Origin of the sequence: Streptomyces ferrugineus, assembly GCF_015160855.1 — a bacterium.
GTDB classification, from domain to species: Bacteria; Actinomycetota; Actinomycetes; order Streptomycetales; family Streptomycetaceae; genus Streptomyces; species Streptomyces ferrugineus.
This window is the reverse complement of sequence record NZ_CP063373.1, coordinates 2,871,064-2,893,516: the sequence shown is the minus strand read 5'-3', so window position 1 is coordinate 2,893,516 and position 22,453 is coordinate 2,871,064. Positions and strand designations below refer to the sequence as shown.

Below are 22,453 nucleotides of genomic sequence, written 5' to 3'. Positions count from 1 at the left end.
GATGGCCGCAACGGCTCCGTCGACCGAGTCGAGTACTGCATAGTGCGGTGATGACCGCACTCCGTTCCGCCTGGTCCGCGGTGGGTGGCGAGCCCGCCCTGCTGCCGCGGGTGTCGACCGTGGTGCGGGAGGGCGCGCTCGATGCGCGCCTTCCCGTACGGGAGTTGGCGCGCGCCTGTGTGGGCGCCTGCGCGCTGGCCGCCGCCGAGCTGGGGGCACGGCGGGCCGGGCGCGCCGAGGTGCCCGAGGTGCGGCTGGACGACGGGGCGATCGCCACGGCCTTCGTGAGCGAACGGCATCTGCTGGTCGACGGGCGCGCACCGGTCACCTTCGCGCCGCTGTCACGGTTCTGGCGGACCGCGGACGGCTGGGTGCGCACGCATGCGAACTATCCGCATCACCGGGCCCGGCTGCTGGCCGCGCTGGGGGTGCGGGAAGAGGATCCGGAGACCGTGGGGGCGGCCCTGGCCGAGCGGTCCTCCTACGACGTGGAGGAGGCCGTGTACGCGGCCGGCGGCCTCGCGGTGGCGCTGCGCACGCCGGGCGAGTGGACGGCGCACGAGCAGGCGGTCGCGGTGGCCCGGCGGCCGCTCGTCGAGCACGAACCGCACGCCACCGCACGCGCGCGTGCGCTCCCGCCCCTCGACGGCTCTCCCCTGCTGCCCGCCGCGGGAGTACGCGTGCTGGACCTGACGCGGGTCATCGCGGGGCCCGTCGCCACCCGCACGCTCGCGCTGCTCGGCGCGGACGTCCTGCGCGTGGACGCGCCGCGGCTGTCCGAACTGGCCGACCAGCACGCCGACACGGGCTTCGGGAAGCGCTCGGCGCGGCTGGACCTGGTGGCCGACCGGCGCGCGTTCGAGGAGCTGCTGGCGGCGGCCGACGTCGTCGTCACCGGGTACCGGCCGGGCGCCCTGGACCGGTTCGGGCTGTCGGCGCGGGCGCTGGCCGAGCGGCGGCCCGGGCTGGTCGTGGCGCAGTTGTCGGCGTGGGGCTCGTACGGGCCGTGGGGCGAGCGGCGTGGCTTCGACAGCCTCGTGCAGGCCGCCACCGGGATCGCCGCGACCGAGGGCACGCCCCAGCGGCCCGGCGCCCTGCCCGCGCAGGCCCTCGACCACGGCACGGGGTATCTGCTGGCGGCGGCCGTGCTGCGGGCGCTGACCGAGCGGCGGGAGCAGGGGTACGGCCGCTGTGTACGGCTGGCTCTGGCGCGCACCGCGCAGTGGCTGACGAACGGGGTCGAGCCGGGCCCGCAGGGTGACTTGGCGTACGGCGCGCCGGACGCCTGGCTCGCCGAGCGGGACAGCGGGCTCGGGCGGCTGCGGTACGCCCGGTCGCCGGTGTCGTTCGAGGGCGGGCCCGTGGACTGGGCGCGGCCGCCCGGGGTTTGGGGCGTGGATCCGGCGCGGTGGGGCTGAGCGGCCGGGCCGTGCGGGCCGTACCCCCCGGACGGAATGACACATCCCACTTGTTTTCCGATACTTGCCCGACTCTGGGATGGTTTGTGAAGATCTTGAGGTGACGTTGACAAGATCCTCTCCTGATACGACCGACGGGAGCGCGCCGGGGTCGCGCGCCGGCACCGCCCGGGCCGTCGCCGTCCTCGTCCTGCTCGGGCTGGCGGCGCTGATCCCGCTGCTCGGCCCGTCGGCCGCGCTGCACGGCACCGGGGAGGCCGCCGCACCCGGCGCGGGCGGTATCGCGCTGCTGCGCACGGCCCTGTTCGCGGCGCTGTGCGTCCCGTTGGGCGAGCTGTTCGTGCGGCGGCTGGCCCGGTCCGTGCCCGGCGCTCCCCCGGCCGCGCCCCGCAGTTGGGCGCCGTACGCGGCGGCCGTCGGGTTCGTCGCCGCCCTGGGGCTCGCCTCGGTCGTCTCCACGGGCAACCTCGTGCCGCACAGCCCCGCCGACCTCGACATCGGCGGCCTCTACGGCTCGCGCGACGGCAAGCTCGCGCTGCTGGAGGTCAACGCCTTCGCCGTGGCCGGGCTGTGCGCCCTGTCCCGCCGTCCGGCCGCCCAGGTCTGGCCGCTGGCCGCGGTGGCGGTCGCCGAGGCGCTGCGCGCGCACCCCACGACCGAGTACAGCCCGCTGCTCGGCTCCGGGCTGACACTGGTGCATCTGGCCTGCGCCTCGCTCTGGGTCGGCGGGCTGCTGTACGTCCTGCGGACGCTGCGCGGCTGGGACGCCCGGGAGGCGGGCGCGGCCCTGCTCGGCCGCTACGCGCGCGTGGCGGCCGTACTGCTGGCCGCCATCACGGCGACCGGGGTGTGGAGTTCGCTGCGCCGGATGCCGTCGGACACGATCCTGGACCAGCTCACCGGGACCGCGTACGGGCGTGCCCTGCTGGCCAAGGTGATCCTGGTGGTGGCCGTGGCCGCGCTGGCCCTGTGGGCGCGGATCCGGCTGCGCCGCGCGTCCGACCCGCTGACCGCCTGCTCTCCCGCGCGGGCGGAGGTCGTCGCCCTGGCGGTGGTGGTCGCGCTGTCCGGGCTGCTGACGGCGTTGCCGGTGCCGATCCGCTGGTGAGCCCGGCACATCCGCGCCGACGCGCGCATCGAGTCGGCGTTCCTCCGTGGGCGACCAGGACGGCCGCGCGTCCCCGTCTCGACGCGCAGGCCCTACGCCCCCGCCACGTCCAGCAGTGACCCCGCCGCATAGGTGACCCCCATCGCCAGCGCGCCACCCGCCACGTTGCGCAGCACCGCGCGGGCCGGGGCCGCCGCGCCCAGGCGGGCGGCGGCCCAGCCGGTCAGGGTGAGTGCGGCCAGGACGGAGAGGACGGTGACCGGCAGCCGCCGGTCGGCCGGCGGCACCACCATCGCCAGGAGCGGCAGCAGCGCCCCGACGGTGAACGCCAGGAAGCTCGCCCACGCCGCGTGCCACGGATTGGTCAGCGCGTCGGGGTCGATGCCGAGCTCCACGCGCGCGTGCGCCTTGAGTGCGTCACGTTCCGTCAGCTGAAGCGCCGCCTCGGACGCCACCTCCCGCGACAGCCCCCGCCGCTCCAGCAGTTCCGTCAGCTCCGCCAGCTCGGCCTCGGGTCGCTCCCGCAACTCCCGCCTCTCCAGGGCCAGCGCGGCCTTCTCCGAGTCGCGCTGGGTGGACACCGAGACGTACTCGCCCGCCGCCATCGACATCGACCCGGCGAGCAGTCCGGCCAGCCCGGCGGCGAGCAGGGCCGAGCGGTCGTCCGTCGCACCGGCCACGCCGACGACGAGGCCCGCGGTCGACACGATGCCGTCGTTCGCCCCGAGGACGGCCGCCCGCAGCCAGTTCAGCCGTTCGCCCAGCGCGCCGCCGTGGGCTTCGTCATGCGTTGGTTCGGTCATATGCGGAGGATCGCACCGCACGGGACATCGAGGGCGTATCGACGCTCCAGCGCGGACAGCGGCGGCAACGCCCCGCACACGCCGCCCGGTTGACGTCCCCGCGTTCGCCGCGTTCGAACGGGCGGGCGGGACAAGGCACCTGACGGCGAGGAGTGTCAGTGTCGGCCCGTATCCTCAGTGACCATGCTCGAAGACCGTACGACCGCAGCGTCCTCCCCCACTGCGTGGCCGGCCGCGTATCCCCAGGGATACGCGGTCGTTGACGTGGAGACCACCGGGCTGGCCCGGGACGACCGGATAATCTCCGCGGCCGTATACCGACTGGACGCGCGCGGCGAGGTCGAGGACCACTGGTACACGCTGGTCAACCCGGAGCGCGACCCGGGTCCGGTCTGGATCCACGGTCTGACGAGCGACGTGCTCGAGGCGGCCCCGCTCTTCCAGGACATCGCCGGGGAGTTCTCGAACCGGCTCGACGGCCGGGTGCTCGTCGCGCACAACGCGGTCTTCGACTGGCAGATGATCGCGCGGGAGTACGCGCGCGCGGAGCGCGAGGCCCCGGTGCGGCAGCGGCTGTGCACCATCGCGCTGTCCAAGGAGCTGGGCCTGCCGCTGCCCAACCACAAGCTGGAGTCGCTGGCCGCGCACTACGGCGTCGTGCAGCAGCGGGCGCACCACGCGCTGGACGACGCGCGGGTGCTGGCGGAGGCGTTCCGGCCGAGCCTGCGGGCCGCGGCGGCGGGCAGCGTCCGGCTGCCGCTCCAGGAGTGCCGACCGCTCACGGAGTGGCGGGACACCGCCTCCACACCCCGGATCGGACAGCAGCCGAGCGGGTACGGGGGATACGGCGGCTACCGGCCGACCAGCTGGCGCCCCTCCCGTAGAAGGCCCGCATGCCCCTATCCCAACCCGGGCCGCTACGAAGACGGCAAAAGGCTCAAACAGGGCATGCGGGTGGCGTTCTCCGGGGACACGTCGATCGAGCGCGACCTGCTGGAGGACCGCGCGATCGAGGCCGGGCTGCATGTGTCGACGAGCCTGTCCCGGCTGACCAGCCTGCTCGTCACGAACGACCCCGACGCGGGCACCTCGAAGGTGGTCAAGGCCCGGCAGTACGGGACGCCGGTGGTGGACGAGGCGGCGTTCGGACAGCTCCTCAGGGATGTGGAACCGGCGTCGGAGCAGTGACCGTACGGACGGGTGATTGCCGCGCGACTCGCCCGGAGCCCCCTCGCCCCGCGCCGCGCTGACCGCTCACCCTGTGGCGCATGGCGACATGTGAAGTCTGCGGAAACGACTACGGCATGACCTTCGAGGTGCACGCGCAGGGCGCGGTGCACGTCTTCGACTGCTTCTCCTGTGCGATCCACCGCATGGCACCGCTCTGCGAGCACTGCCGTGTACAGATCATCGGGCAGGGCGTCGAGGTCGACGGTCACTGGTACTGCGGCGCCCACTGCGCCCGCGCGGAGGGAAAGGCGGGGATCGTCGACAAGGTGTGACCCGGTACCCGCCTGACAGCGCCCCACGACCCGGTTGTACGGTCGTGGGGTGTACCGCTTCCTGTTGTCCCGGCAGTGGGTGATCCTCACGCTGGTCGCCCTGCTTCTCATCCCCACGATGATCAGGCTGGGCTTCTGGCAGCTGCACCGCTATGAGGAGCGCAGCGCCCGCAACCAACTGGTCGCCGACGCGCTGGAGGCGAAGCCGCTGCCCGTGGAGAGGCTGACGTCCCCGGGGCACACGGTCACCACCAAGGAGCGGTACCGCACGGTGACCGCCGAGGGCCGCTTCGACACCGACCGGGAGGTCGTGGTCAGGCGGCGCGTCAACGCCGACGAAGAGGTCGGCTTCCACGTCCTGACGCCCTTCGTCCTGACGGACGGCAAGGTGCTGCTGGTCAACCGGGGCTGGATCCCGGCCGACGGCCCGAGCCAGACGGCCTTCCCCAAGGTCCCGGCGCCGCCGAGCGGGCAGATCACCGTCAGCGGGCGGCTGATGCCGGACGAGACGACCGAGGCGAGCGGCATCAAGAACCTCAAGGGCCTCCCGGACCGGCAGGTCATGCTGATCAACAGCGAGCAGGAGGCCCGGCGGCTCGGCGCGCGGGTGCTCGGCGGCTACGTCGTGCAGACCGCGCCCGAGCCCAAGGGCGACACCCCGGAGCCGATCGGCCGGCCCGGCGAGGAGAACGCCCCGCTGAACTACGCGTATGCCCTGCAGTGGTGGTTGTTCGCGGCGGGCGTCCCGGTCGGCTGGTTCGTCCTGGCCCGCCGCGAGGCCCGGGAACGGGCGCAGGCGGCCGCGCCGCAGGAGACGGAGACGACGCCGGCTCCGGTCTGAGGTCCTGGACCAGGCGCACGCCACCGGTGCCCCCGTTCACTTCCGGCGGCGGCCGGTCAGCTGGTCCCGCCAGTAGCCGAAGGTGCGTTCCGGCTCGGGCTGCAGGTCCCACGGGTGGCGGGTCATGTGGCGGCCGAGACGCTGGAAGACCTGGACGGGTTCCACGCGGGCCGCCACCGGGAGCAGGGCGAGCGGGGATCCGTGCGGGGCCTGGAAGGCGGCCTGCCAGGCGACGTCCATCATGTCGGGGACCGCGCCGCGTCCGCGCGGGAGTGCATCGGGGACAGCAGCGCCGGCCCGGGTGACGGGCCCTCCGGGCAGGCCGCGGCGGCGCCCGGACACAGCTGGTCGGCCACGGGTTCCCATGCGGGGCGGTACGGCCGGCGCCGAGGCCATGGAGCTGCCGGGTGGGGCGGTGCCTCAGCATCCGGGCGTATGTCTCGCCATCGGGGTGCTGACTCCGGGCGGCTGCGGGTGGTTCGTGGTTGCTCGCGCAGTTCCCCGCGCCCCTTGAGTACGTGCAGTGGACGTACCGAGTAAGGGGCGCGGGGAACTGCGCGACAAGCCACCGACCACCCGCAGCCGCCCTCCGGCATCAGCAGCAGCGGCCCTCCGGCCGGTCCTCCCGGTGCAGCAGGCTCAGTACGTCCATCAGCTCACGCACATACCACCGCACCCACCGCACCGCCCTCATGACCGGACCCCCGCCAGCGGCTCGGCCTCCCGCTCCGGCACGTCGATGCGGGACTCGACGTACGGCACCTCGGTGGTCGGCAGTGGCTCAGGGCCGCGGACGGCGCGGACGCACACCACGGCGCAGTTGACCAGGACCGTGAGGACCAGCAGCAGGAAGATCGCCATGAGCACGCCGTCGACCGTGTTGTTGAGCACGATGGTGTGCATGTCGTCCATGTTCGCGGCCCCGGGCAGGAGCTGACCGTCGTCGATGGCCCGCGCGTACTTGTCGCGCAGGGCGAAGAAGCCGATCGCCGGGTCGTCGGAGAAGATCTTCTGCCAGCCGGCGGTGAAGGTGACGGCCACGTCCCAGGCGAGCGGGACGCCGGTGACCCACGCCCAGCGCAGCCTGCCGGACTTGATCAGCACGGTGGTGGTGACGGCCAGGGCGACGGCGGCCAGGAGCTGGTTGGCGATGCCGAACAGCGGGAACAGCTGCTTGATGCCGCCGAGGGGGTCGGTGACACCGGCGTAGAGGAAGTAGCCCCAGGCGCCGACGACCAGGGCGCTGGTGATCCAGATGCCGGGCTTCCAGGTGACCCGGCCGATCGGCTTCCAGACGTTGCCGAGCATGTCCTGGAGCATGAAGCGGCCGACCCGGGTGCCGGCGTCGACCGTGGTGAGGATGAACAACGCCTCGAACATGATCGCGAAGTGGTACCAGAAGGCCTTCATCCCGGCGCCGCCGAGCACTCCGGCGAAGATCTCCGACATGCCCACGGCAAGGGTGGGCGCACCGCCGGAGCGGCCCACCAGCGTCTCCTCCTCGACCGCCTTGGCGGCCGCGGTGAGCTGGTCGGGGGTGATGGTGAAGCCGAGGTTCTTCACCGCTTCGGAGGCGGTGTCCACGGTCGGGCCGAGCAGCGCGGCCGGGGAGTTCATGGCGTAGAACAGGCCCGGTTCGAGGACGCAGGCGGCGATCAGGGCCATGACGGCGACGAAGGACTCCGTGAGCATGGAGCCGTAGCCGATCATCCGGACCTGGGACTCCTTCTGGATCAGCTTCGGCGTGGTGCCGGAGGAGACCAGGGCGTGGAAGCCGGACAGGGCGCCGCAGGCGATGGTGATGAACAGGAACGGGAACAGCGACCCGGCGAACACCGGGCCGGCGCCGGTCGAGGCGAACTCCGTCACCGGCTCGGCCTTGAGGTTCGGGGCGGCGATCACGACGCCGACGGCCATGAGGGCGATGGTGCCGACCTTCATGAAGGTGGAGAGGTAGTCACGCGGCGCCAGCAGCATCCACACCGGCAGCACGGAGGCGACGAAGCCGTAGCCGACCAGGCAGAAGACCAGGGTCTGAGGGCTCCAGACGAAGTACTCGGCGAGTGCGGAGTCCTGGATCCAGCCGCCGCCGAGGATGGCGAGCAGCAGCAGGGCCACGCCGATGAGGCTGGTCTCCACGACCCGGCCGGGCCGCAGGTAGCGCATGTAGAAGCCCATGAAGAGGGCGATGGGGATGGTCATGGAGACCGAGAAGGTGCCCCACGCGGACTCCGCCAGCGCGTTGACGACGACCATCGCGAGGACCGCGAGCAGGATGATCATGATGGCGAAGACGCCGATCAGCGCGGCGGCCCCGCCCACCCTGCCGATCTCGTCGCGGGCCATCTGGCCGAGGCTCTTGCCGTCCCGCCGCATGGAGAGGAACAGGACGATCATGTCCTGCACCGCGCCGGCGAAGATCACGCCCACGATGATCCACACGGTGCCCGGCAGATAGCCCATCTGCGCGGCCAGGACCGGGCCGACCAGCGGGCCGGCGCCGGCGATCGCCGCGAAGTGGTGGCCGAAGAGCACGTGCTTGTCGGTGGGGTGGTAGTCGACGCCGTCCTCGAGGCGTTCGGCCGGGGTGGCGCGGGTGTCGTCGACCTGGAGGACGCGCCGGGCGATGAAGCGGGAGTAGAAGCGGTAGGCGATCGCATACGAGCCGAGGGCCGCGACGACCAGCCAGACGGCCGAGATCTCCTCGCCCCGGGACAGGGCGAGCACGGCCCAGCCGAGGGCGCCGACCAGGGCGACGGCGATCCAGATCGCCACCGACTTGGGCGACATTCGTGATTTCTCCGGCGTGCTACGGCCGTTTTCGGGCATGGCGGATGTGGGCATGGCGGCTCCTGACCTGAACAGGTGTGCGACAGAACGGGACGTGCGGCTCAGCGATGTCGATCTCGATGCCGGTCCGTCAGCGCGTACGCGGCGAGCAGACAGAGGCCGCACCCCGGCACCCAGGCGAGCTGGTACCAGTAGAAGAACGGCGTCCCGGCCAGTCGCGGCTCGGCACCGGCGTACCAGGGAACCCACAGCAGACCCGCGGCGGGCGCGAGGAGCAGTACGGCGATCGCGACGCGCCGTAGCCGGTGATGACCGGTCCGTGCCATGACCCGCGCTCCTCTCCCGCTCGCTGTGGGTTCGTGCAAGAGTTGCCCACCCGCGGGATCCGGTTGACAGCGAATTTCCAGGAAGTTTCCCGCCGGTTCCGTGTCATCCTTTCCGGCCGCTCGCGCAACTCTCCCGCGAGGGCACAGGCACACCAAGGACGGTGACCCATGGCCGACGGCGCCATGACCGCGACGTTTCTCGCCGTGATCGGCGGAGCGTCGCTGCTCGCCGTCACCGCGCGGCGCCTGCACCCGAGCGAGCGGCTGCCGTCCCTGGAGGGCTGGGCGCTGGCCGACCGCAGTCTCGGCCCGGTGTGGACCTGGCTGCTGCTGGGCGGCACGATCTTCACCGCGTACACCTTCGCCGCCATCCCGGGACTCGCGTACGGCAACGGGGCGCCCGCCTTCTTCGCGGTGCCGTACACGGTGATCGTCTGCCCGATCGCCTTCGTGCTGCTGAGCCGACTGTGGTCGGTGGCCCGACGGCACGGCTACGTCACCGCGGCCGACTTCGTGCGCGGCCGGTACGGCTCGCCGCCGCTGGCCCTGGTGGTCGCGCTGACCGGGATCCTCGCGACGATGCCGTACCTCGCCCTGCAGCTGCTCGGCATACGGGCGGTGCTCGCGGCCGGGGGCGTGTATCCGCGGGGTGCGGCCGGCGATCTGGTGATGGTGGCGCTGTTCGCGGGGCTGGCCATCGCCACCTACCGGCACGGGCTGCGCGCCCCCACCGTGATCTCCGCGCTCAAGGCCGTGGCCGTGTTCGTGTCGCTGACCGCGGTGACCTGGCTGGTCCTGGAGCGGCTCGGCGGCCCGGGTGCCGTCTTCGACGGAGCGGCGGAGCGCCTCGGCGGCCCGGCGCTGCTCCTCACCCCCGAGCAGCAGCCCGCCTACGCCACCCTCGCGCTGGGCTCCGCGCTCGCCCTGCTGATGTACCCGCACGTCCTCACCGCCGGGTTCGCCGCCGACGGCCCGCGGACCCTGCGCAAGGTGTCCGTGGCGCTGCCCGCCTGGACCGGGCTGCTCGCCCTCTTCGGCTTCCTCGGCATCGCGGCGCTCGCGACCGGCGTGCGCGCCCCGGCGGGCGGCGCCGAGGCGGCCGTACCGATGCTGGTGGACCGGCTGATGCCGGCCCCGCTGGCCGGGCTGGTGTTCGGGGCGATCACCGTGGGGGCGCTGGTCCCGGCGGCGGTGATGTCGATCGCGGCCGCCACCAGCTTCGTCCGCAATGTGTACGTCGAGTACGTCCATCCCACGGCCACGCCCAAGCGGCAGGTGCGCATCGCCAAGGCGGTGTCGCTGACCGCGAAGGTGGGCGCGGTGGCGTTCGTGTTCGGGCTGCGCGACCAGGACGCCATCAACCTCCAGCTCCTCGGCGGGGTCTGGATCCTGCAGATCTTCCCGGCCGTGGCGGTGGGCCTGTTCACCGGGCGGCTGCATCCGCGGGCGCTGCTCGCCGGGTGGGGCGTGGGCATGGCCGCCGGGACCTTCATGGTCGTACGGGAGGGCTTCTCGTCGATCGTGCCGCTCGGTTCCGGGCCGGAGATCTACGCCGGGCTCGCCGCCCTGCTGCTCAACCTCATCGTCGCCGTGGCCGGGACCGCGGTGCTCGAACGCCTCGGCGTCCCGCGCGGCGCCGACCTGACCGGCCTGCCGTCGCGCCTGAGCGTCGGGCGGCGCCCCGAGACGGGAGCGAACAACCCGTGAGACAGCATCTGAGACCCGACAGCGGTACTCCGGTACCGGCCGTTCCCCTCGCCCCCGCGGCGAGCGATCCGGCGGACCTGGAGCGCGAGGCGGGCCTGGCCCGCCTGTTCGAGCTGCACTACTCCTCGATGCTGCGCCTCGCCGTCCTGCTCGGCGCCGACGACCCGGAGAACGTGGTCGCCGAGGCCTACTACCAGATCTACCGCAAGTGGCGGCGGCTGCGGGACACCGAGGCGGCGGAGGCGTATCTGCGCTCCACCGTGTGCAATCTGACGCGGATGCGGATACGCCATCTCCAAGTGGCCCGCAGGCACGTGGAGAAGCCGGCCGAGGAGCTCGTCGCCTCCGCCGAGAGCACCGCGCTGCTCCGTGACGACCAGCGCGTCCTGATCGACGCGCTCCAGCAGTTGCCGGCCCGGCAGCGCGAGGCGCTGGTGCTGCGGCACTGGCTCGGACTGAAGGAGGGCGAGATCGCCGCGGCGATGGGGATCTCCTGCGGATCCGTCAAGACCCATACGGCACGCGGCCTCGCCGCCCTGACCCAGGCGATGGAGGCCCGGCGATGAACGAGACCACTTCAGGCCGCACCGAGCGGGAGCTGCGTGAGGCGCTCGCCGCGCTCGCCGACGGGGTGCAGGCCCCGCCCGACGCCTATCGCACGGCGCGCGGCGAGTGGCTGCGCCGGGAGCGCCGGCGCCGGCTCGTCCTCGCCGTCCTGGTCGCCGTCGTGTTCGCCCTGGCCACGCTGATCGGGCTGTGGGTCCTCAACCACGCCCCGGCGGATCCCGGGGTGATCTTCTCCGGCACCGGGTCCCCGGCGAGCGCGTCACTCCCCCGGCCCCAGCCCTGATTGGCCCACCGGCCCCGGGGGAACCCGCAACTGCGTGCAGCAGCGCATCGAGGACTACGCCCTGATCAGCGACGAGCAGACGGCTGCCCTCATCGGCAGGGACGGGTCCGTCGACTGGCTGTGCCTGCCCCGGTTCGACTCGGCGGCCTGCTTCGCCAGACTGCTCGGCGACGACGACAACGGCCACTGGCGCATCGCCCCCAAGCACGCCAAGGGCCCCTGCACGCGCCGCGCCTACCGCCCGGACACCCTGGTGCTCGACACCGAGTGGGAGACCGCCGACGGCGCGATCCGCGTCACCGACCTGATGCCCCAACGCGACCGCGCCCCCGACCTGGTGCGCATCGTCGAGGGGTTGCACGGCCGCGTCACGGTGCGCAGCACCCTGCGGATCCGCTTCGACTACGGCTCGATCGTGCCCTGGGTGCGCGAGTCCCGCGGCCACCGGGTCGCCGTCGCCGGCCCCGACTCGGTCTGGCTGCGCAGCGAACCCGCGGTGCACACCTGGGGGGAGGACCTCGGTACGCACTCGGAGTTCACCGTCGCCAAGGGCGAGAAGGTCGCGTTCGTCCTCACCTGGCACCCCTCGCACGAGCCGCGCCCGCCCCTCGTCGACCCGTACAAGGCGCTGCACAGCAGCGTCCGGGACTGGCGCGGGTGGGTGGGGAACTGCCCCTACGACGGCCCGTACCGCGACACCGTCGTCCGCTCCCTGATCACCCTCAAGGCCCTCACCTACCGGCCGACCGGCGGCATCGTCGCCGCCCCCACCACCTCGCTGCCCGAGGAGCTGGGCGGCGTCCGCAACTGGGACTACCGCTACTGCTGGCTGCGCGACTCCACCCTCACCCTCAACGTCGGCCTGTCGGCGGGCTATCGCGAGGAGGCCGAGGCCTGGCGCGACTGGCTGGTGCGCGCGGTCGCCGGTGACCCGGCCGATCTGCAGATCATGTACGGCCTGGCGGGCGAGCGGCGGCTGCCCGAGTGGGAGGTGCCCTGGCTGCCCGGCTACGCCGGCTCCTCCCCCGTGCGCATCGGCAACCAGGCCGTGGACCAGCTCCAGTTGGACGTGTACGGCGAGGTCATGGACACCCTCGCGCTGGCCCGGGACGCGGGACTGCCCGCCAGGCCGCACATGTGGGCGATCCAGGCCGCGCTCGTCGAGTGGCTGCGCTCGGCATGGCGGCAGCCCGACGAGGGGCTGTGGGAGGTGCGCGGCGGCCGCCGTCACTTCGTGCACTCGAAGGTGATGGTGTGGGTGGCCGCGGACCGTGCCGTGCGCGCACTGGAGAAGTACCCGAAGCTTCAGGGCGACCTCGACGGCTGGCGGGAGATGCGCGACGAGGTGCACCGCGAGGTGTGCGAGAAGGGCTACGACGCCGAACGCAACACCTTCACGCAGTCCTACGGCTCCCGTGAGCTCGACGCCGCGCTGCTGCTCATCCCGCGCGTCGGCTTCCTGCCGCCCGACGACCCGCGTGTCGTCGGCACCATCGACGCGATCCGCGCCGAGCTCAGTCATGAGGGCTTCCTGCGCCGCTACAGCACCGAGGGCACGACCGTGGACGGGCTGCCCGGCGACGAGGGCACGTTCCTGGCCTGCTCGTTCTGGCTCGCGGAGGCGCTGCACATGACGGGCCGTACCCAGGAGGCGCGGGAGTTGTTCGACCGGCTGGTGGGACTCACCAACGACGTGGGTCTGCTGTCGGAGGAGTACGACCCCGTCTCCGGCCGCCAGCTCGGCAACTTCCCGCAGGCCTTCAGCCATATCGGCCTGGTGAACACCGCCCTCGCCCTGTTCGGGGGCGACGGGGCAGGATAGGGGCCATGGATCTTGGACTGAAGGACCGGGTGTACGTCGTCACGGGTGCCACCCGTGGGCTGGGCAACGCGGCGGCGCGTGAGCTGGTGGCCGACGGGGCGAAGGTGGTGGTGACCGGCAGGGACGACAAGCGGGTCGCCGCGGCCGCCGCCGAGTTGGGGCCGAACGCGGTCGGGGTGGCCGTCGACAACGCCGACACGGAGGCGCCGGCGCGGCTGATCGCCGCCGCGCGCGACGCGTTCGGGGGCTTCGACGGCATCCTGGTGAGCGTCGGGGGGCCGCCGGCCGGGTTCGTCGCGGACAACACGGACGAGCAGTGGCGGGCGGCGTTCGAGTCGGTGTTCCTGGGTGCGGTCCGGCTCGCGCGGACGGCGGCGGCGGAGCTCGACGAGGGCGGGGTCATCGGGTTCGTGCTGTCGGCCTCGGTGCACGAGCCGATTCCGGCGCTGACCATCTCCAACGGGCTGCGGCCGGGGCTCGCCGGGTTCGCGAAGTCCCTCGCGGACGAGCTGGGGCCGCGGGGGATCCGGGTCGTGGGCCTGCTGCCGTCCCGGATCGACACGGACCGCGTGCGCGAGCTGGACGGCCTGTCCGCCGACCCGGAGGCGACGCGGGCGGGGCACGAGGCGCGTATTCCGCTGCGGCGTTATGGGACGCCGGAGGAATTCGGGCGTGCGGCGGCGTTCTTGCTGTCTCCCGCCGCGTCCTATCTGACCGGGATCATGTTGCCGGTGGACGGCGGCATGCGGCACGGATTCTGACAGCGGGTCAACTGACCCTTTCGGCCCCGTGCTTGACGCCCCTGAGGCGGACCTCGGTCGGCAGTGACGCCAGGCCCGCCGAACTGCGGGCGTGGGCCAGGGCCTGGGTGGTGAGGTCGTTCAGCGCCGCCCCTGGGTCCACGTGCGGTTGCAGCAGGAGCCGTACCCGGGTCTCCGGAGTGCTGCGCCTGCCCGTCAGGTGGACGTGGGCGCGTTGGACGCCCTCCTGTGTCGCCGCCTCGTTCGCCAGTACGGTCTCCAGGGCCCGGCCCCGCAGCAGTGCGCCCTCGCCGTCCCCCGTGTCCACCAGGACCTCGGCGAGGCGGCGTCGGCGGAGGTTCGCGGTCAGCCACCACAGGGCGAGCAGCAGCAGGACGGCCAGGACGGCGATGACCGTCGGCCACCACCAGCCGTCGTCCCGCCAGCGGGTCCGCTCGGCGTCGCTGAGCAGGACGTCGTGGCGGTCGTCGTGGATCCACCAGGAGGGCGCCGGCGCCCCCAGGCCCACGGCGAGCACCGAGCCGCCGATGACGAGAAGGACCAGTCCGACGAGCCCGATCAGTACCCGGTTGACCACCCTGAGCACGGCCCTCACCCCTTCCGTCCGGGCCGCCGTACCCGCACCGACAGCGCGGGCGGGCGGGCCAGCCCCAGGCCCCTGATCGCGTCGGCGAGCGCGGCGTCCAGGTCGGCGCGTACGTCGTCCAGTTCGCGGAAATGGGAGACGGCGCGGACATCGGCCCGGGACCGGCGCACCCGTACCCGTACCGACTGGACGCCGGAGATCTCCATGGCCCGGTCGCGCAGGACCAGGGCGGCCAGGTCGCGGTGGAGTCCGGCGCGTACGTCGGTGTGGGTGCGCCGCATCGGCAGCACCCGGCGCAGACCGGGCGTGGTGGCCAGGACGAGCAGCCACAGGCCGAGGGCGGCGGTGACGCCCGCGCCGACGAGCACCCAGACGTCGTCGAGGGGGCGCGCGGCGAGCTGCTGGGCCAGTTCCCGGCGCCAGCGCATGGCGGGCCGGTCGGCGCGCACGGCGGCGATGTCGTACAGGAAGAAGCCCGCGACGACCATCAGCAGGAGTGCCGTGATCGCGGCCGGGATCCGGCGTGCCGACCAGAAGCGGCCCTCGCGTCCGCCCTCGCCGTCGAGCGCGGACGGGGGATCGTAGTCCGCCGCCGACGCCGACTGGTCGAGGGGTTCCGGTCCGGTCTCCTTCTCCAGGACCGGGAGCCGTTGTGTGGTGCCCTCGGAAGGCTGGGACTCGCTCATCGGGTCCTCCCCTGTGCCGCGCCCTGTCCGGGCGCCGGGTGCAGCCGCTCCACGTGCACGGCGACCTCCGGCACCTCCATGCCCACCAACGCGCCTACCCGCTCCACGACATGCCGACGCACGGCCGCGCACCGGGACCCGATGTCGCACGGGTAGTCGAGCTCCACATGGACGCGGACCCGGGCGGCGTCGACGGCGGCGCCCTCGGCGGCCTGGGGGCGCACGACGACATGGGCGTAGGGCCGTGCGGCGTCCTTGGGCAGCCGCCCCACCGCCTCGCGCGCCGCCTGTGAGGCGATCTTCGTGACGACCCGGTCGGCGATCCAGGTCGCCCCGCGCTCACCGGGCGGGACGACGACGGCCGCCGGTCCGCCGACTTCCGCGGCCTGAGCGCTCACGGACGTCACCGCCGGTCGCGTCGGCCGTCACGCTGGCGGAAGAAGTCGCCGAGCTCGTAGTCCCCCTCCAGGAACCTGCCGACGACGAACCCGACGGCGCCCAGCGCCGCCACCAGCACGAAGGCGCCGAACCCGCCGAAGTAGCCGGCGAAGCCCAGCGCCATGCCGGCGATCATGCCGACCACGGCCATGCTCATGGTGCCCTCCATTCGGTTGCGGGTGCCGCCGGTGCCTCATCGCGTCGGCGTCACTGGATCCGGGGCTGCTCCGACTCCTCTTCCTCTTCCTCGGGAAGCTTCACATCACTCACCGCGATGTTGACCTCGACGACTTCCAGGCCGGTCATCCGCTCGACGCCGGCGATCACGTTCTCCCGCACGGCCCGGGCCACGTCGGCGATGGACACGCCGTAGTCGACGACGATCTCCAGGTCGAGCGCGGTCTGCACCTCGCCGACCTCGGCCTTGACGCCGCGCGTCACGGATTTCGCCGTGCCGGGCACCCGTTCCCGTACGGCACCGAAGGTGCGGCTGATCCCGCTGCCCATCGCGTGCACACCGACCACGTCGCGCGCCGCCATTCCGGCGATCTTCTCGACGACGCCGTCGGCGATGGTGGTGCGGCCGCGGCTCGCCGGGTCCCCGCCGCCCCGCTTGGCGGCCTTGCGCGGCGTGGGCGCCACGGGGGGCGCCGTCTCCTCAGGGTTCTGCGTCCGGTCCTGCTCCATGTCGGTCATCGCCGTACGTCCCTTTCGGTCTGTCGTTCCTTCGACCACCGTAAGCGCGGTTGCCCCACCGCGCCCCGGGGATGCGGCAGGCTGGAGGAATGACGACAGTCGACGGATGGGCGCGGGCGGTTCGGGATCAGGTGGGCCTTGGTCGGCTGCTGCCGCTGGGCGGTGCGCGGGACGGCGCCTGGATCTCCGAGAGGGCGGCCGAGGCGGCGCTGCGGCGCGCGGCCGGGGACATGCGCGGGGTACGGCTGGGGGCGCTGCGGATCGCGCTCACCGACCCGGAGGAGGCGCACGAGGCGGCCGTACCGCCCCCGCCGAGCGCCCTGCCACCGGGGCCGCTGCGGGTGTCGGCCGACTTCGCGGCGAGGGCGACCGAGCCGTTGCCCGCGACGGCGGACCGGCTGCGCGCCCTGCTGGCCGACGCGGCGGCGGACCGCCTCGGCCTGACGGTGACCGAGGTGGACCTACGGGTGACGGCCCTGCTCGACGGGGACGAGGAGGGGGACGCCGGACCCGCTCCGGTACGGCGGCCCGAGCCGGCCCGGGCCGCGGAGCCCGGTGACCCGGACGAGGAGCGCGTCGCGGCCGCCGCCCTGGCGGTGCCGGGGGTCGTTGGACTGACCGGCGTCCTGGGCGGGTTGGGGCATGCGGTGCACATCGAGCAGCGGCGGTCCGCGACCGCCCTGGCGCACCGGCACATGCGCGTGGAGATCGCGGTGAGCGCGGACCGCCGGGCCCTGGACGTGGCCCGGGAGGTCCGCCGGAAGGTGCGCGAGGCGGTGGCGGATCGTCCGACGGTGGCGGTGCTGGTGACGGCCGTCGGCTGACCGGCGCGGGTTCGTGCGGTCTATTCGCCGAGGCCGGCCAGATCCCGCAGCCGACGCGCCTGCGCGGCCCGCTCGGCGCCGCGCTGCTCGTCGTAGGTGCGATCCACGGCACCACGAATCAGCGCCTTGGTCTCGATGACCGCGTCGCGCGGCGCGGCCACGATCGCCCCCGCCAGATCCCGTACGGCGTCGTCGAGCTGGTCGGCGGGCACCGCGAGGTTGGCGAGTCCGCTGCTCACGGCCTCCTCGGCCGCGACGAAGCGCCCCGTCACACAGATCTCCAGCGCACGGCCGTATCCGACCAGGCCGACGAGCGGATGCGTGCCCGTCAGGTCCGGCACCAGCCCGAGGCTGGTCTCGCGCATGGCGAACTGCACGTCGTCGGCGACGACGCGCACGTCACAGGCGAGCGCGAGCTGGAAGCCCGCCCCGATGGCATGGCCCTGCACGGCGGCGATCGACACGATGTCGTTGCGCCGCCACCAGGTGAAGCCCTCCTGGAACTCGGCGATGGCAGCGTCGAGTTCGCCGTCGCTGCTGCGCGCGAGGTCGATGAACGAGGGCTCGCCCTCGATCCCCTCGGGCGTGAACATCTGCCGGTCGAGTCCGGCGGAGAAGGACTTGCCCTCACCGCGCAGCACAGCGACCCGCACATGGCCGGGCAGGGCCCGCCCGGCCTCGGCGAGCGTCCGCCACATGGCGGGGCTCTGCGCATTGCGCTTGGCCGGGTTGTCCAGGGTCACCGTGGCGATCGCGCCGTCGACGGTGAGCCGTACGCCGTTCTTGTCGAGCAGGGGAGCAAGGTCCTGGTCGGGCGAAGCCATGGGGCGCCTCCGATGAGTGCGGTCATCTCGGGATGCCCGGAGGGCACCCCCTAAGTGACTGCACAGTAACCACCCGGTCAGTCAGCCGACCGACCGGGTGGCCACCATCGAAGCGATGGGCCGCCCGGGCTCAGGACGATGCGGCCTTCTTGCCCCGCGTCGCCCCGCCACGCCCACGAAGCGTGACGCCCGATTCGCTGAGCATCCGGTGTACGAAGCCATACGAGCGGCCGGTTTCCTCGGCCAGTGCCCGAATGCTCGCACCGGAGTCGTACTTCTTCTTCAGGTCTGCCGCGAGCTTGTCGCGCGCGGCGCCGGTTACCCGGCTGCCCTTCTTCAGAGTCTCGGCCACCCGTGCCTCCTCATGGGAAGTGCGCTCTGGTCTCCTCATGATCACCCCTCCGGGCCTTCATGGCCACCCATTCGGCAAGGTCCGTGAGACAGGGTTTTGACGACAGGAGCACATCCCCACATGCGGAATCATGAATTCCGATGAGTGCTGTCCGTACGCCCGAACGGGTTCTTTTACGAAGCCCCAGGTCAGAGCAGTACGACGGCCGAGCCCTTGTCGATAAAGGACTCGGCCGCGAATTCGATGTAGCACACACCTCGGTATGAGGAGATCTCACACAGATGATGGATCACGGATGGGCCGAATGATCCATACGCTGTTGATCACGCATTCGATCAAGCGAGGGCGACGAGATCCGCGTAATCGGCGCCCCACAGATCCTCGACACCGTCGGGCAGCAGAATGATCCGCTCCGGCTGGAGCGCCTCGACGGCGCCCTCGTCGTGGGTGACGAGGACGACGGCGCCCTTGTAGGTGCGCAGCGCGCCGAGGATCTCCTCACGGCTGGCCGGGTCGAGGTTGTTGGTGGGCTCGTCGAGCAGCAGCACGTTCGCCGACGACACCACCAGGGTGGCCAGGGCGAGACGGGTCTTCTCGCCGCCGGAGAGGACCCCGGCCGGCTTGTCGACGTCGTCACCGGAGAACAGGAACGAGCCGAGCACCTTGCGGACCTCGACGAGATCCATGTCCGGGGCGGCGGAGCGCATGTTCTCCAGGACGGTGCGGTCGGCGTCCAGGGTCTCGTGCTCCTGGGCGTAGTAGCCGATCTTGAGCCCGTGGCCGGGGATGACCGCGCCGGTGTCCGGCTGCTCGACGCCGGCGAGGAGCCTGAGCAGGGTGGTCTTACCGGCACCGTTCAGCCCGAGGATGACCACCCTCGACCCCTTGTCGATGGCCAGGTCGACATCGGTGAAGATCTCCAGGGAGCCGTACGACTTCGACAGCCCCTCGGCGGTCAGCGGGGTCTTGCCGCAGGGCGCCGGCTCGGGGAAGCGGAGCTTGGCGACCTTGTCGGACTGCCGCACCTCTTCGAGGCCGGACAGCAGCCGCTCGGCACGCCGGGCCATGTTCTGCGCGGCGACCGTCTTGGTGGCCTTGGCGCGCATCTTGTCGGCCTGGGCGTTGAGGGCGGCGGCCTTCTTCTCGGCGTTCTGCCGCTCGCGCCTGCGGCGCCTCTCGTCGGCCTCGCGCTGCTGCTGGTAGAGCTTCCAGCCCATGTTGTAGATGTCGATCCGGGCCCGGTTGGCGTCCAGGTAGAACACCTTGTTGACGACCGTCTCGACCAGGTCTTCGTCGTGGGAGATCACGACGAAGCCGCCGCGGTAGGTCTTCAGGTAGTCCCGCAGCCAGACGATCGAGTCGGCGTCGAGGTGGTTGGTCGGCTCGTCGAGCAGCAGGGTGTCCGCGTCGGAGAACAGGATGCGGGCCAGCTCGATACGGCGGCGCTGACCGCCGGAGAGGGTGTGCAGCGGCTGGCCGAGCACCCGGTCGGGCAGGTTGAGCGCGGCGGCGATGGTGGCGGCCTCGGCCTCGGCGGCGTACCCGCCCTTGGTGAGGAACTCCGTCTCCTGGCGCTCGTACTGCTTCAGCGCCTTCTCGCGGGTGGCGCCCTTGCCGTTGGCGATGCGCTGTTCGTTCTCGCGCATCTTGCGGATCAGCACGTCGAGGCCGCGGGCGGACAGGACGCGGTCGCGGGCGAGGACGTCGAGGTCGCCGGTGCGGGGGTCCTGCGGGAGGTAGCCGACCTCGCCGGAGCGGGTGATGTTGCCGCCGGCGGGGATGCCCTCGCCGGCGAGGCACTTGGTGAGGGTGGTCTTGCCGGCGCCGTTGCGGCCGACGAGGCCGATGCGGTCGCCCTTGGCGACACGGAAGGTCGCGGATTCGATGAGGACGCGGGCACCGGCGCGCAGCTCGATACCGGAGGCGGAGATCACGGACAGACTCCAGGGCGGGGTGGGTGGCGGGGTGGACGGCTGAGGACGTTCCCGCCGTCTAATGCGCGAGGAGAATGGCCATGGGGCCAGTCTAACGGGGCGGTGCAACCACTTTTTCTGGGATCGGGTGTTCGGTTCGTCTCTCCGTTCGGGTGGGCACGCGTCCTCGGGCCGGAGGGCCGTTGTCAGTGGTCGCTGCGAGACTGGGCAACGGTGAGACATCCGGCGATTGATCACAAGGAAGTGATCGGCATGGCAGACACGAGCGGTGGGCGCCCGAGCATCTACCCGACGCTGCTGTACACGGACGCGAAGGCGGCGGTCAGGCAGCTCACGGAGGCCTTCGGGTTCACGGAGCTGGCGGTGTACGAGGGCGAGGACGGCAAGGTGGCGCACGCCGAGCTGGCGCAGGGCAACGGCGCGGTGATGCTCGGTTCGAAGGGCACCGGCAGCACATTCGACAAGGTGATGAAGGACGCGGGCACGACCGGGGTGTACGTCGTCGTGGAGGACGTCGACGCACACCACCGGCGGGCCGTGGAGCACGGCGCGGAGATCCTGATGCCCCCGACGGACCAGGACTACGGCTCGCGGGACTACATGGCCCGGGACACAGAGGGCAACGTCTGGAGCTTCGGCACCTACGCCCCCGAGATCAAGGGCTGAGCGCCCGCCCGGGCTCAGCTCCCCCCGGTGTGCACCTGGAAGGCGGCGCGGCGCACGGCCTTCGCGAGGGCGGGGTCGGGGTGCGCGGCGGCCAGCGCGACGAGGACCTGCACGGTGCGGGGGTGACCGACGGCGCGCACCTCGTCGAGGAGCGCGGGGACGGTCGGCTGCAGCGCGGACTCCAGGTGCCGTACGAGCATCGGGGCCTCGCCGTGGTCGGCGACCGCGGCGGCGGTGTCGACCCACAGCCAGGTGGCCTCCTGTCGGGTGAGCACCTCGTGGGCGTCCTCGGGGTCGATGCCGTCGTGCTCGGCGAGCCACAGCAGGGCGTAGGGCCGCAGCGTCGGCTCGTCGACGACGGCGCGTACGTCGGGCTCGGCGGGGGCGCCGACGACGCGCAGCGCCTCGAAGGCGAGGCCGCGCAGCAGGGCGTCGTCGCCGCGGGCGGCGCCGAGGAGTTCGGTGACGGCGCTGCCGACGGGGCGGGCGGCGAGCCAGGCGCGGTACTCGGCACGGGCGGCGTTGGGGCGGAGCTGGGCGCAGCCGCGGAGCATGTCCTCGGCCGCCTGCTCGATGTTCCCGGCGGGGCTCTGGGCGGCGACGCAGATCTGCTCCAGCTTGACCCAGACCGCCCAGCTGCCGAGCGGGGTGAGGGTGGCCTGTGCGTCGTCGCAGGTGAGGGCGCCGACGGAGGCGAGGGCGCGCAGGGCCCAGTCGAGGAGCGGGGCGAGGGAGGTGTCCTGCGCGGCCGCGGCCGGAACGGCGACCGGCTCGGGCCGGGGCCCGTAGGGGATCTCACACCTCTCGGTGCGCAGTTCGGTGACCCGCTGCTCCAGCAGGTCGAGGAGCTGCTCGACGGGGACGGGCCCGGCGGAGAGCTGGAGGAAGGAGAGCACCTGGGGCAGGGCCGAGACGACGTCCGCCACGGCACCGTGCTCGTGCTGCTCGGGTTCCGGGTGGACGAGGGACCAGGCGTCGAAGAGGGCGACCCAGCCGCGCAGCACGGCGCTGTCGTCGCGGTCCCAGGCGCGCAGCCGCCAGCCGGGCCGGGCGGTGTCGCCGTGCACCTCGACGAGACCGGCGAGCCGGGCGGTGTCCCAGTCGGCGCGCACCTGAGCCACGGTCAGGCCCAGGTCGTTCGCCGCCCGTTCGGCGGTCGCGTCGGAGAGGGTGCCTTTGCCGTCGGGGTTCGAGCCGTCGCGGCCGGGGCGCAGCGCGGCGTCGGCCCAGTGGGCGACACGGGCCGCGGCGGCCAGACCGGAGCGAGCCATTCTGGCCAGCTCGGCCTGGGCCGGTGTGCCTTCCGGGGGGCGGGGCGCGGCGCGGCGCGGGCGCCGCTGGTTCACGGCTCTGGGGGCGGCGGCCAGGGGTCGCGGGCGGACGAGTCGAAGCCTGGAGTCGCGCGGGATACGGGACGTCACGGGTGCAGTCTTCCGGTTGACGGTCCGAAAACCCAAACGGAATGTCACGAGGGGCGACGGGGATGGCCAACGCACGGGGTCCGGCGAGCGGCTGGGGG

At 72.8% G+C, this 22,453-nt stretch carries 25 protein-coding genes; 12 read left to right on the top strand and 13 right to left on the bottom strand.

Going from position 1 to position 22,453, the window contains the following annotated elements:
- Positions 1-50: 50 nt before the first annotated feature.
- Together IM697_RS13205 and IM697_RS13200 are read left to right on the top strand one after the other, a co-directional pair.
- Positions 51-1,418, top strand: coding sequence for a CoA transferase (locus tag IM697_RS13205; protein ID WP_194047817.1), 1,368 nt, complete (start codon positions 51-53; stop codon positions 1,416-1,418).
- A gap of 100 nt (positions 1,419-1,518) precedes the next feature.
- On the top strand, positions 1,519-2,526 hold the full coding sequence (locus IM697_RS13200; protein WP_228044653.1) for a CopD family protein: 1,008 nt from the start codon (positions 1,519-1,521) through the stop codon (positions 2,524-2,526).
- A 92-nt stretch (positions 2,527-2,618) separates the two neighbouring features.
- Here the strand turns inward: IM697_RS13200 and IM697_RS13195 are convergent, their stop codons facing one another.
- A complete protein-coding gene (locus IM697_RS13195) occupies positions 2,619-3,329 on the bottom strand; it encodes a VIT1/CCC1 transporter family protein (protein WP_194047813.1) in 711 nt (236 codons plus the stop codon).
- Between the two features lie 183 nt (positions 3,330-3,512).
- Here IM697_RS13195 and IM697_RS13190 point away from each other — a divergent pair, with 183 nt between their 5' ends.
- The 3 genes from IM697_RS13190 to IM697_RS13180 all read left to right on the top strand — a co-directional run bounded on the left by IM697_RS13190 (position 3,513) and on the right by IM697_RS13180 (position 5,672).
- Positions 3,513-4,517, top strand: coding sequence for a DEDDh family exonuclease (locus IM697_RS13190; RefSeq protein WP_194047811.1), 1,005 nt, complete (start codon positions 3,513-3,515; stop codon positions 4,515-4,517).
- A gap of 80 nt (positions 4,518-4,597) precedes the next feature.
- Positions 4,598-4,831 (top strand): hypothetical protein, encoded by a 234-nt coding sequence (locus tag IM697_RS13185; RefSeq protein WP_194047809.1) that lies wholly within the window; start codon positions 4,598-4,600, stop codon positions 4,829-4,831.
- 49 nt (positions 4,832-4,880) lie between these two features.
- On the top strand, positions 4,881-5,672 hold the full coding sequence (locus IM697_RS13180; RefSeq protein WP_194047807.1) for an SURF1 family cytochrome oxidase biogenesis protein: 792 nt from the start codon (positions 4,881-4,883) through the stop codon (positions 5,670-5,672).
- Between the two features lie 36 nt (positions 5,673-5,708).
- On the opposite strand, the gene IM697_RS44595 is transcribed toward IM697_RS13180, so the two are convergent.
- The 3 genes from IM697_RS44595 to IM697_RS13165 all read right to left on the bottom strand — a co-directional run bounded on the left by IM697_RS44595 (position 5,709) and on the right by IM697_RS13165 (position 8,788).
- On the bottom strand, positions 5,709-5,915 hold the full coding sequence (locus tag IM697_RS44595) for a hypothetical protein (protein WP_228044651.1): 207 nt from the start codon (positions 5,913-5,915) through the stop codon (positions 5,709-5,711).
- Between the two features lie 447 nt (positions 5,916-6,362).
- Positions 6,363-8,516, bottom strand: coding sequence for a carbon starvation CstA family protein (locus IM697_RS13170; RefSeq protein WP_194047805.1), 2,154 nt, complete (start codon positions 8,514-8,516; stop codon positions 6,363-6,365).
- A 47-nt stretch (positions 8,517-8,563) separates the two neighbouring features.
- A complete protein-coding gene (locus IM697_RS13165; RefSeq protein ID WP_194047803.1) occupies positions 8,564-8,788 on the bottom strand; it encodes a DUF3311 domain-containing protein in 225 nt (74 codons plus the stop codon).
- Between the two features lie 168 nt (positions 8,789-8,956).
- Here IM697_RS13165 and IM697_RS13160 point away from each other — a divergent pair, with 168 nt between their 5' ends.
- The 5 genes from IM697_RS13160 to IM697_RS13140 are packed head-to-tail and all read left to right on the top strand — an operon-like array spanning position 8,957 to position 13,928.
- A complete protein-coding gene (locus IM697_RS13160) occupies positions 8,957-10,495 on the top strand; it encodes a sodium:solute symporter family protein (protein WP_194047801.1) in 1,539 nt (512 codons plus the stop codon).
- Positions 10,492-11,061, top strand: a complete 570-nt coding sequence (locus IM697_RS13155) for a sigma-70 family RNA polymerase sigma factor (protein WP_194047799.1) — start codon at positions 10,492-10,494, stop codon at positions 11,059-11,061. Before IM697_RS13160 ends, IM697_RS13155 begins: the two co-directional genes overlap by 4 nt.
- Positions 11,058-11,345 (top strand): hypothetical protein, encoded by a 288-nt coding sequence (locus IM697_RS13150; protein WP_194047797.1) that lies wholly within the window; start codon positions 11,058-11,060, stop codon positions 11,343-11,345. Before IM697_RS13155 ends, IM697_RS13150 begins: the two co-directional genes overlap by 4 nt.
- A gap of 34 nt (positions 11,346-11,379) precedes the next feature.
- Positions 11,380-13,167 (top strand): glycoside hydrolase family 15 protein, encoded by a 1,788-nt coding sequence (locus IM697_RS13145; protein WP_194047795.1) that lies wholly within the window; start codon positions 11,380-11,382, stop codon positions 13,165-13,167.
- A 5-nt stretch (positions 13,168-13,172) separates the two neighbouring features.
- Positions 13,173-13,928 (top strand): SDR family oxidoreductase, encoded by a 756-nt coding sequence (locus tag IM697_RS13140; protein ID WP_194047793.1) that lies wholly within the window; start codon positions 13,173-13,175, stop codon positions 13,926-13,928.
- A gap of 7 nt (positions 13,929-13,935) precedes the next feature.
- On the opposite strand, the gene amaP is transcribed toward IM697_RS13140, so the two are convergent.
- Genes amaP through IM697_RS13115 form a run of 5 tightly spaced genes read right to left on the bottom strand, consistent with a single transcriptional unit; the run spans position 13,936 to position 16,334 of the window.
- Entirely contained in the window at positions 13,936-14,523 is a 588-nt protein-coding gene (amaP, locus tag IM697_RS13135) for an alkaline shock response membrane anchor protein AmaP (RefSeq protein WP_194047791.1), read from the bottom strand.
- Positions 14,520-15,200: a DUF6286 domain-containing protein gene (locus IM697_RS13130; RefSeq protein WP_194047789.1), complete on the bottom strand. Its 681-nt coding sequence runs from the start codon at positions 15,198-15,200 to the stop codon at positions 14,520-14,522. The genes amaP and IM697_RS13130 overlap by 4 nt, the downstream gene beginning before the upstream one ends.
- Entirely contained in the window at positions 15,197-15,607 is a 411-nt protein-coding gene (locus IM697_RS13125) for an Asp23/Gls24 family envelope stress response protein (RefSeq protein WP_194047787.1), read from the bottom strand. The genes IM697_RS13130 and IM697_RS13125 overlap by 4 nt, the downstream gene beginning before the upstream one ends.
- Positions 15,604-15,795, bottom strand: a complete 192-nt coding sequence (locus tag IM697_RS13120) for a hypothetical protein (RefSeq protein ID WP_194047785.1) — start codon at positions 15,793-15,795, stop codon at positions 15,604-15,606. Before IM697_RS13120 ends, IM697_RS13125 begins: the two co-directional genes overlap by 4 nt.
- Positions 15,796-15,845: 50 nt before the next feature.
- Positions 15,846-16,334, bottom strand: coding sequence for an Asp23/Gls24 family envelope stress response protein (locus IM697_RS13115; protein WP_194047783.1), 489 nt, complete (start codon positions 16,332-16,334; stop codon positions 15,846-15,848).
- Between the two features lie 89 nt (positions 16,335-16,423).
- Between IM697_RS13115 and IM697_RS13110 the strand changes: the two genes are divergently transcribed.
- Complete coding sequence (locus IM697_RS13110) at positions 16,424-17,158, top strand: nucleopolyhedrovirus P10 family protein (protein WP_194047781.1); 735 nt, start codon at positions 16,424-16,426, stop codon at positions 17,156-17,158.
- Positions 17,159-17,178: 20 nt separating this feature from the next.
- Here IM697_RS13110 and IM697_RS13105 read toward each other — a convergent pair whose 3' ends face one another.
- From IM697_RS13105 to IM697_RS13095, 3 genes are all read right to left on the bottom strand, one after another.
- Positions 17,179-17,982 (bottom strand): enoyl-CoA hydratase/isomerase family protein, encoded by an 804-nt coding sequence (locus IM697_RS13105; protein WP_194047779.1) that lies wholly within the window; start codon positions 17,980-17,982, stop codon positions 17,179-17,181.
- 130 nt (positions 17,983-18,112) lie between these two features.
- Complete coding sequence (locus IM697_RS13100; protein ID WP_004002281.1) at positions 18,113-18,334, bottom strand: helix-turn-helix domain-containing protein; 222 nt, start codon at positions 18,332-18,334, stop codon at positions 18,113-18,115.
- A gap of 335 nt (positions 18,335-18,669) precedes the next feature.
- Positions 18,670-20,268, bottom strand: coding sequence for an ABC-F family ATP-binding cassette domain-containing protein (locus IM697_RS13095; RefSeq protein WP_194047778.1), 1,599 nt, complete (start codon positions 20,266-20,268; stop codon positions 18,670-18,672).
- Between the two features lie 252 nt (positions 20,269-20,520).
- Here IM697_RS13095 and IM697_RS13090 point away from each other — a divergent pair, with 252 nt between their 5' ends.
- Positions 20,521-20,934 carry a VOC family protein gene (locus IM697_RS13090; RefSeq protein WP_194047776.1) on the top strand — a complete coding sequence of 138 codons (414 nt, stop codon included), beginning with the start codon at positions 20,521-20,523 and terminating at the stop codon, positions 20,932-20,934.
- Between the two features lie 14 nt (positions 20,935-20,948).
- Here IM697_RS13090 and IM697_RS13085 read toward each other — a convergent pair whose 3' ends face one another.
- The gene (locus IM697_RS13085) at positions 20,949-22,355 is read right to left on the bottom strand and encodes a hypothetical protein (protein WP_194047774.1); all 1,407 of its coding nucleotides are present in this window, start codon (positions 22,353-22,355) and stop codon (positions 20,949-20,951) included.
- Positions 22,356-22,453: the final 98 nt, after the last annotated feature.

Bases quoted from the DNA above. Each gene is read 5' to 3' on its own strand.
- IM697_RS13205 (WP_194047817.1), top strand. From the start codon at position 51: ATGACCGCACTCCGTTCCGCCTGGTCCGCGGTGGGTGGCGAGCCCGCC.
- IM697_RS13195 (WP_194047813.1), bottom strand. From the start codon at position 3,329: ATGACCGAACCAACGCATGACGAAGCCCACGGCGGCGCGCTGGGCGAA.
- IM697_RS13190 (WP_194047811.1), top strand. From the start codon at position 3,513: ATGCTCGAAGACCGTACGACCGCAGCGTCCTCCCCCACTGCGTGGCCG.
- IM697_RS13185 (WP_194047809.1), top strand. From the start codon at position 4,598: ATGGCGACATGTGAAGTCTGCGGAAACGACTACGGCATGACCTTCGAG.
- IM697_RS44595 (WP_228044651.1), bottom strand. From the start codon at position 5,915: ATGATGGACGTCGCCTGGCAGGCCGCCTTCCAGGCCCCGCACGGATCC.
- IM697_RS13170 (WP_194047805.1), bottom strand. From the start codon at position 8,516: ATGCCCACATCCGCCATGCCCGAAAACGGCCGTAGCACGCCGGAGAAA.
- IM697_RS13165 (WP_194047803.1), bottom strand. From the start codon at position 8,788: ATGGCACGGACCGGTCATCACCGGCTACGGCGCGTCGCGATCGCCGTA.
- IM697_RS13160 (WP_194047801.1), top strand. From the start codon at position 8,957: ATGGCCGACGGCGCCATGACCGCGACGTTTCTCGCCGTGATCGGCGGA.
- IM697_RS13150 (WP_194047797.1), top strand. From the start codon at position 11,058: ATGAACGAGACCACTTCAGGCCGCACCGAGCGGGAGCTGCGTGAGGCG.
- IM697_RS13140 (WP_194047793.1), top strand. From the start codon at position 13,173: ATGGATCTTGGACTGAAGGACCGGGTGTACGTCGTCACGGGTGCCACC.
- IM697_RS13130 (WP_194047789.1), bottom strand. From the start codon at position 15,200: ATGAGCGAGTCCCAGCCTTCCGAGGGCACCACACAACGGCTCCCGGTC.
- IM697_RS13120 (WP_194047785.1), bottom strand. From the start codon at position 15,795: ATGAGCATGGCCGTGGTCGGCATGATCGCCGGCATGGCGCTGGGCTTC.
- IM697_RS13115 (WP_194047783.1), bottom strand. From the start codon at position 16,334: ATGACCGACATGGAGCAGGACCGGACGCAGAACCCTGAGGAGACGGCG.
- IM697_RS13110 (WP_194047781.1), top strand. From the start codon at position 16,424: ATGACGACAGTCGACGGATGGGCGCGGGCGGTTCGGGATCAGGTGGGC.
- IM697_RS13105 (WP_194047779.1), bottom strand. From the start codon at position 17,982: ATGGCTTCGCCCGACCAGGACCTTGCTCCCCTGCTCGACAAGAACGGC.
- IM697_RS13090 (WP_194047776.1), top strand. From the start codon at position 20,521: ATGGCAGACACGAGCGGTGGGCGCCCGAGCATCTACCCGACGCTGCTG.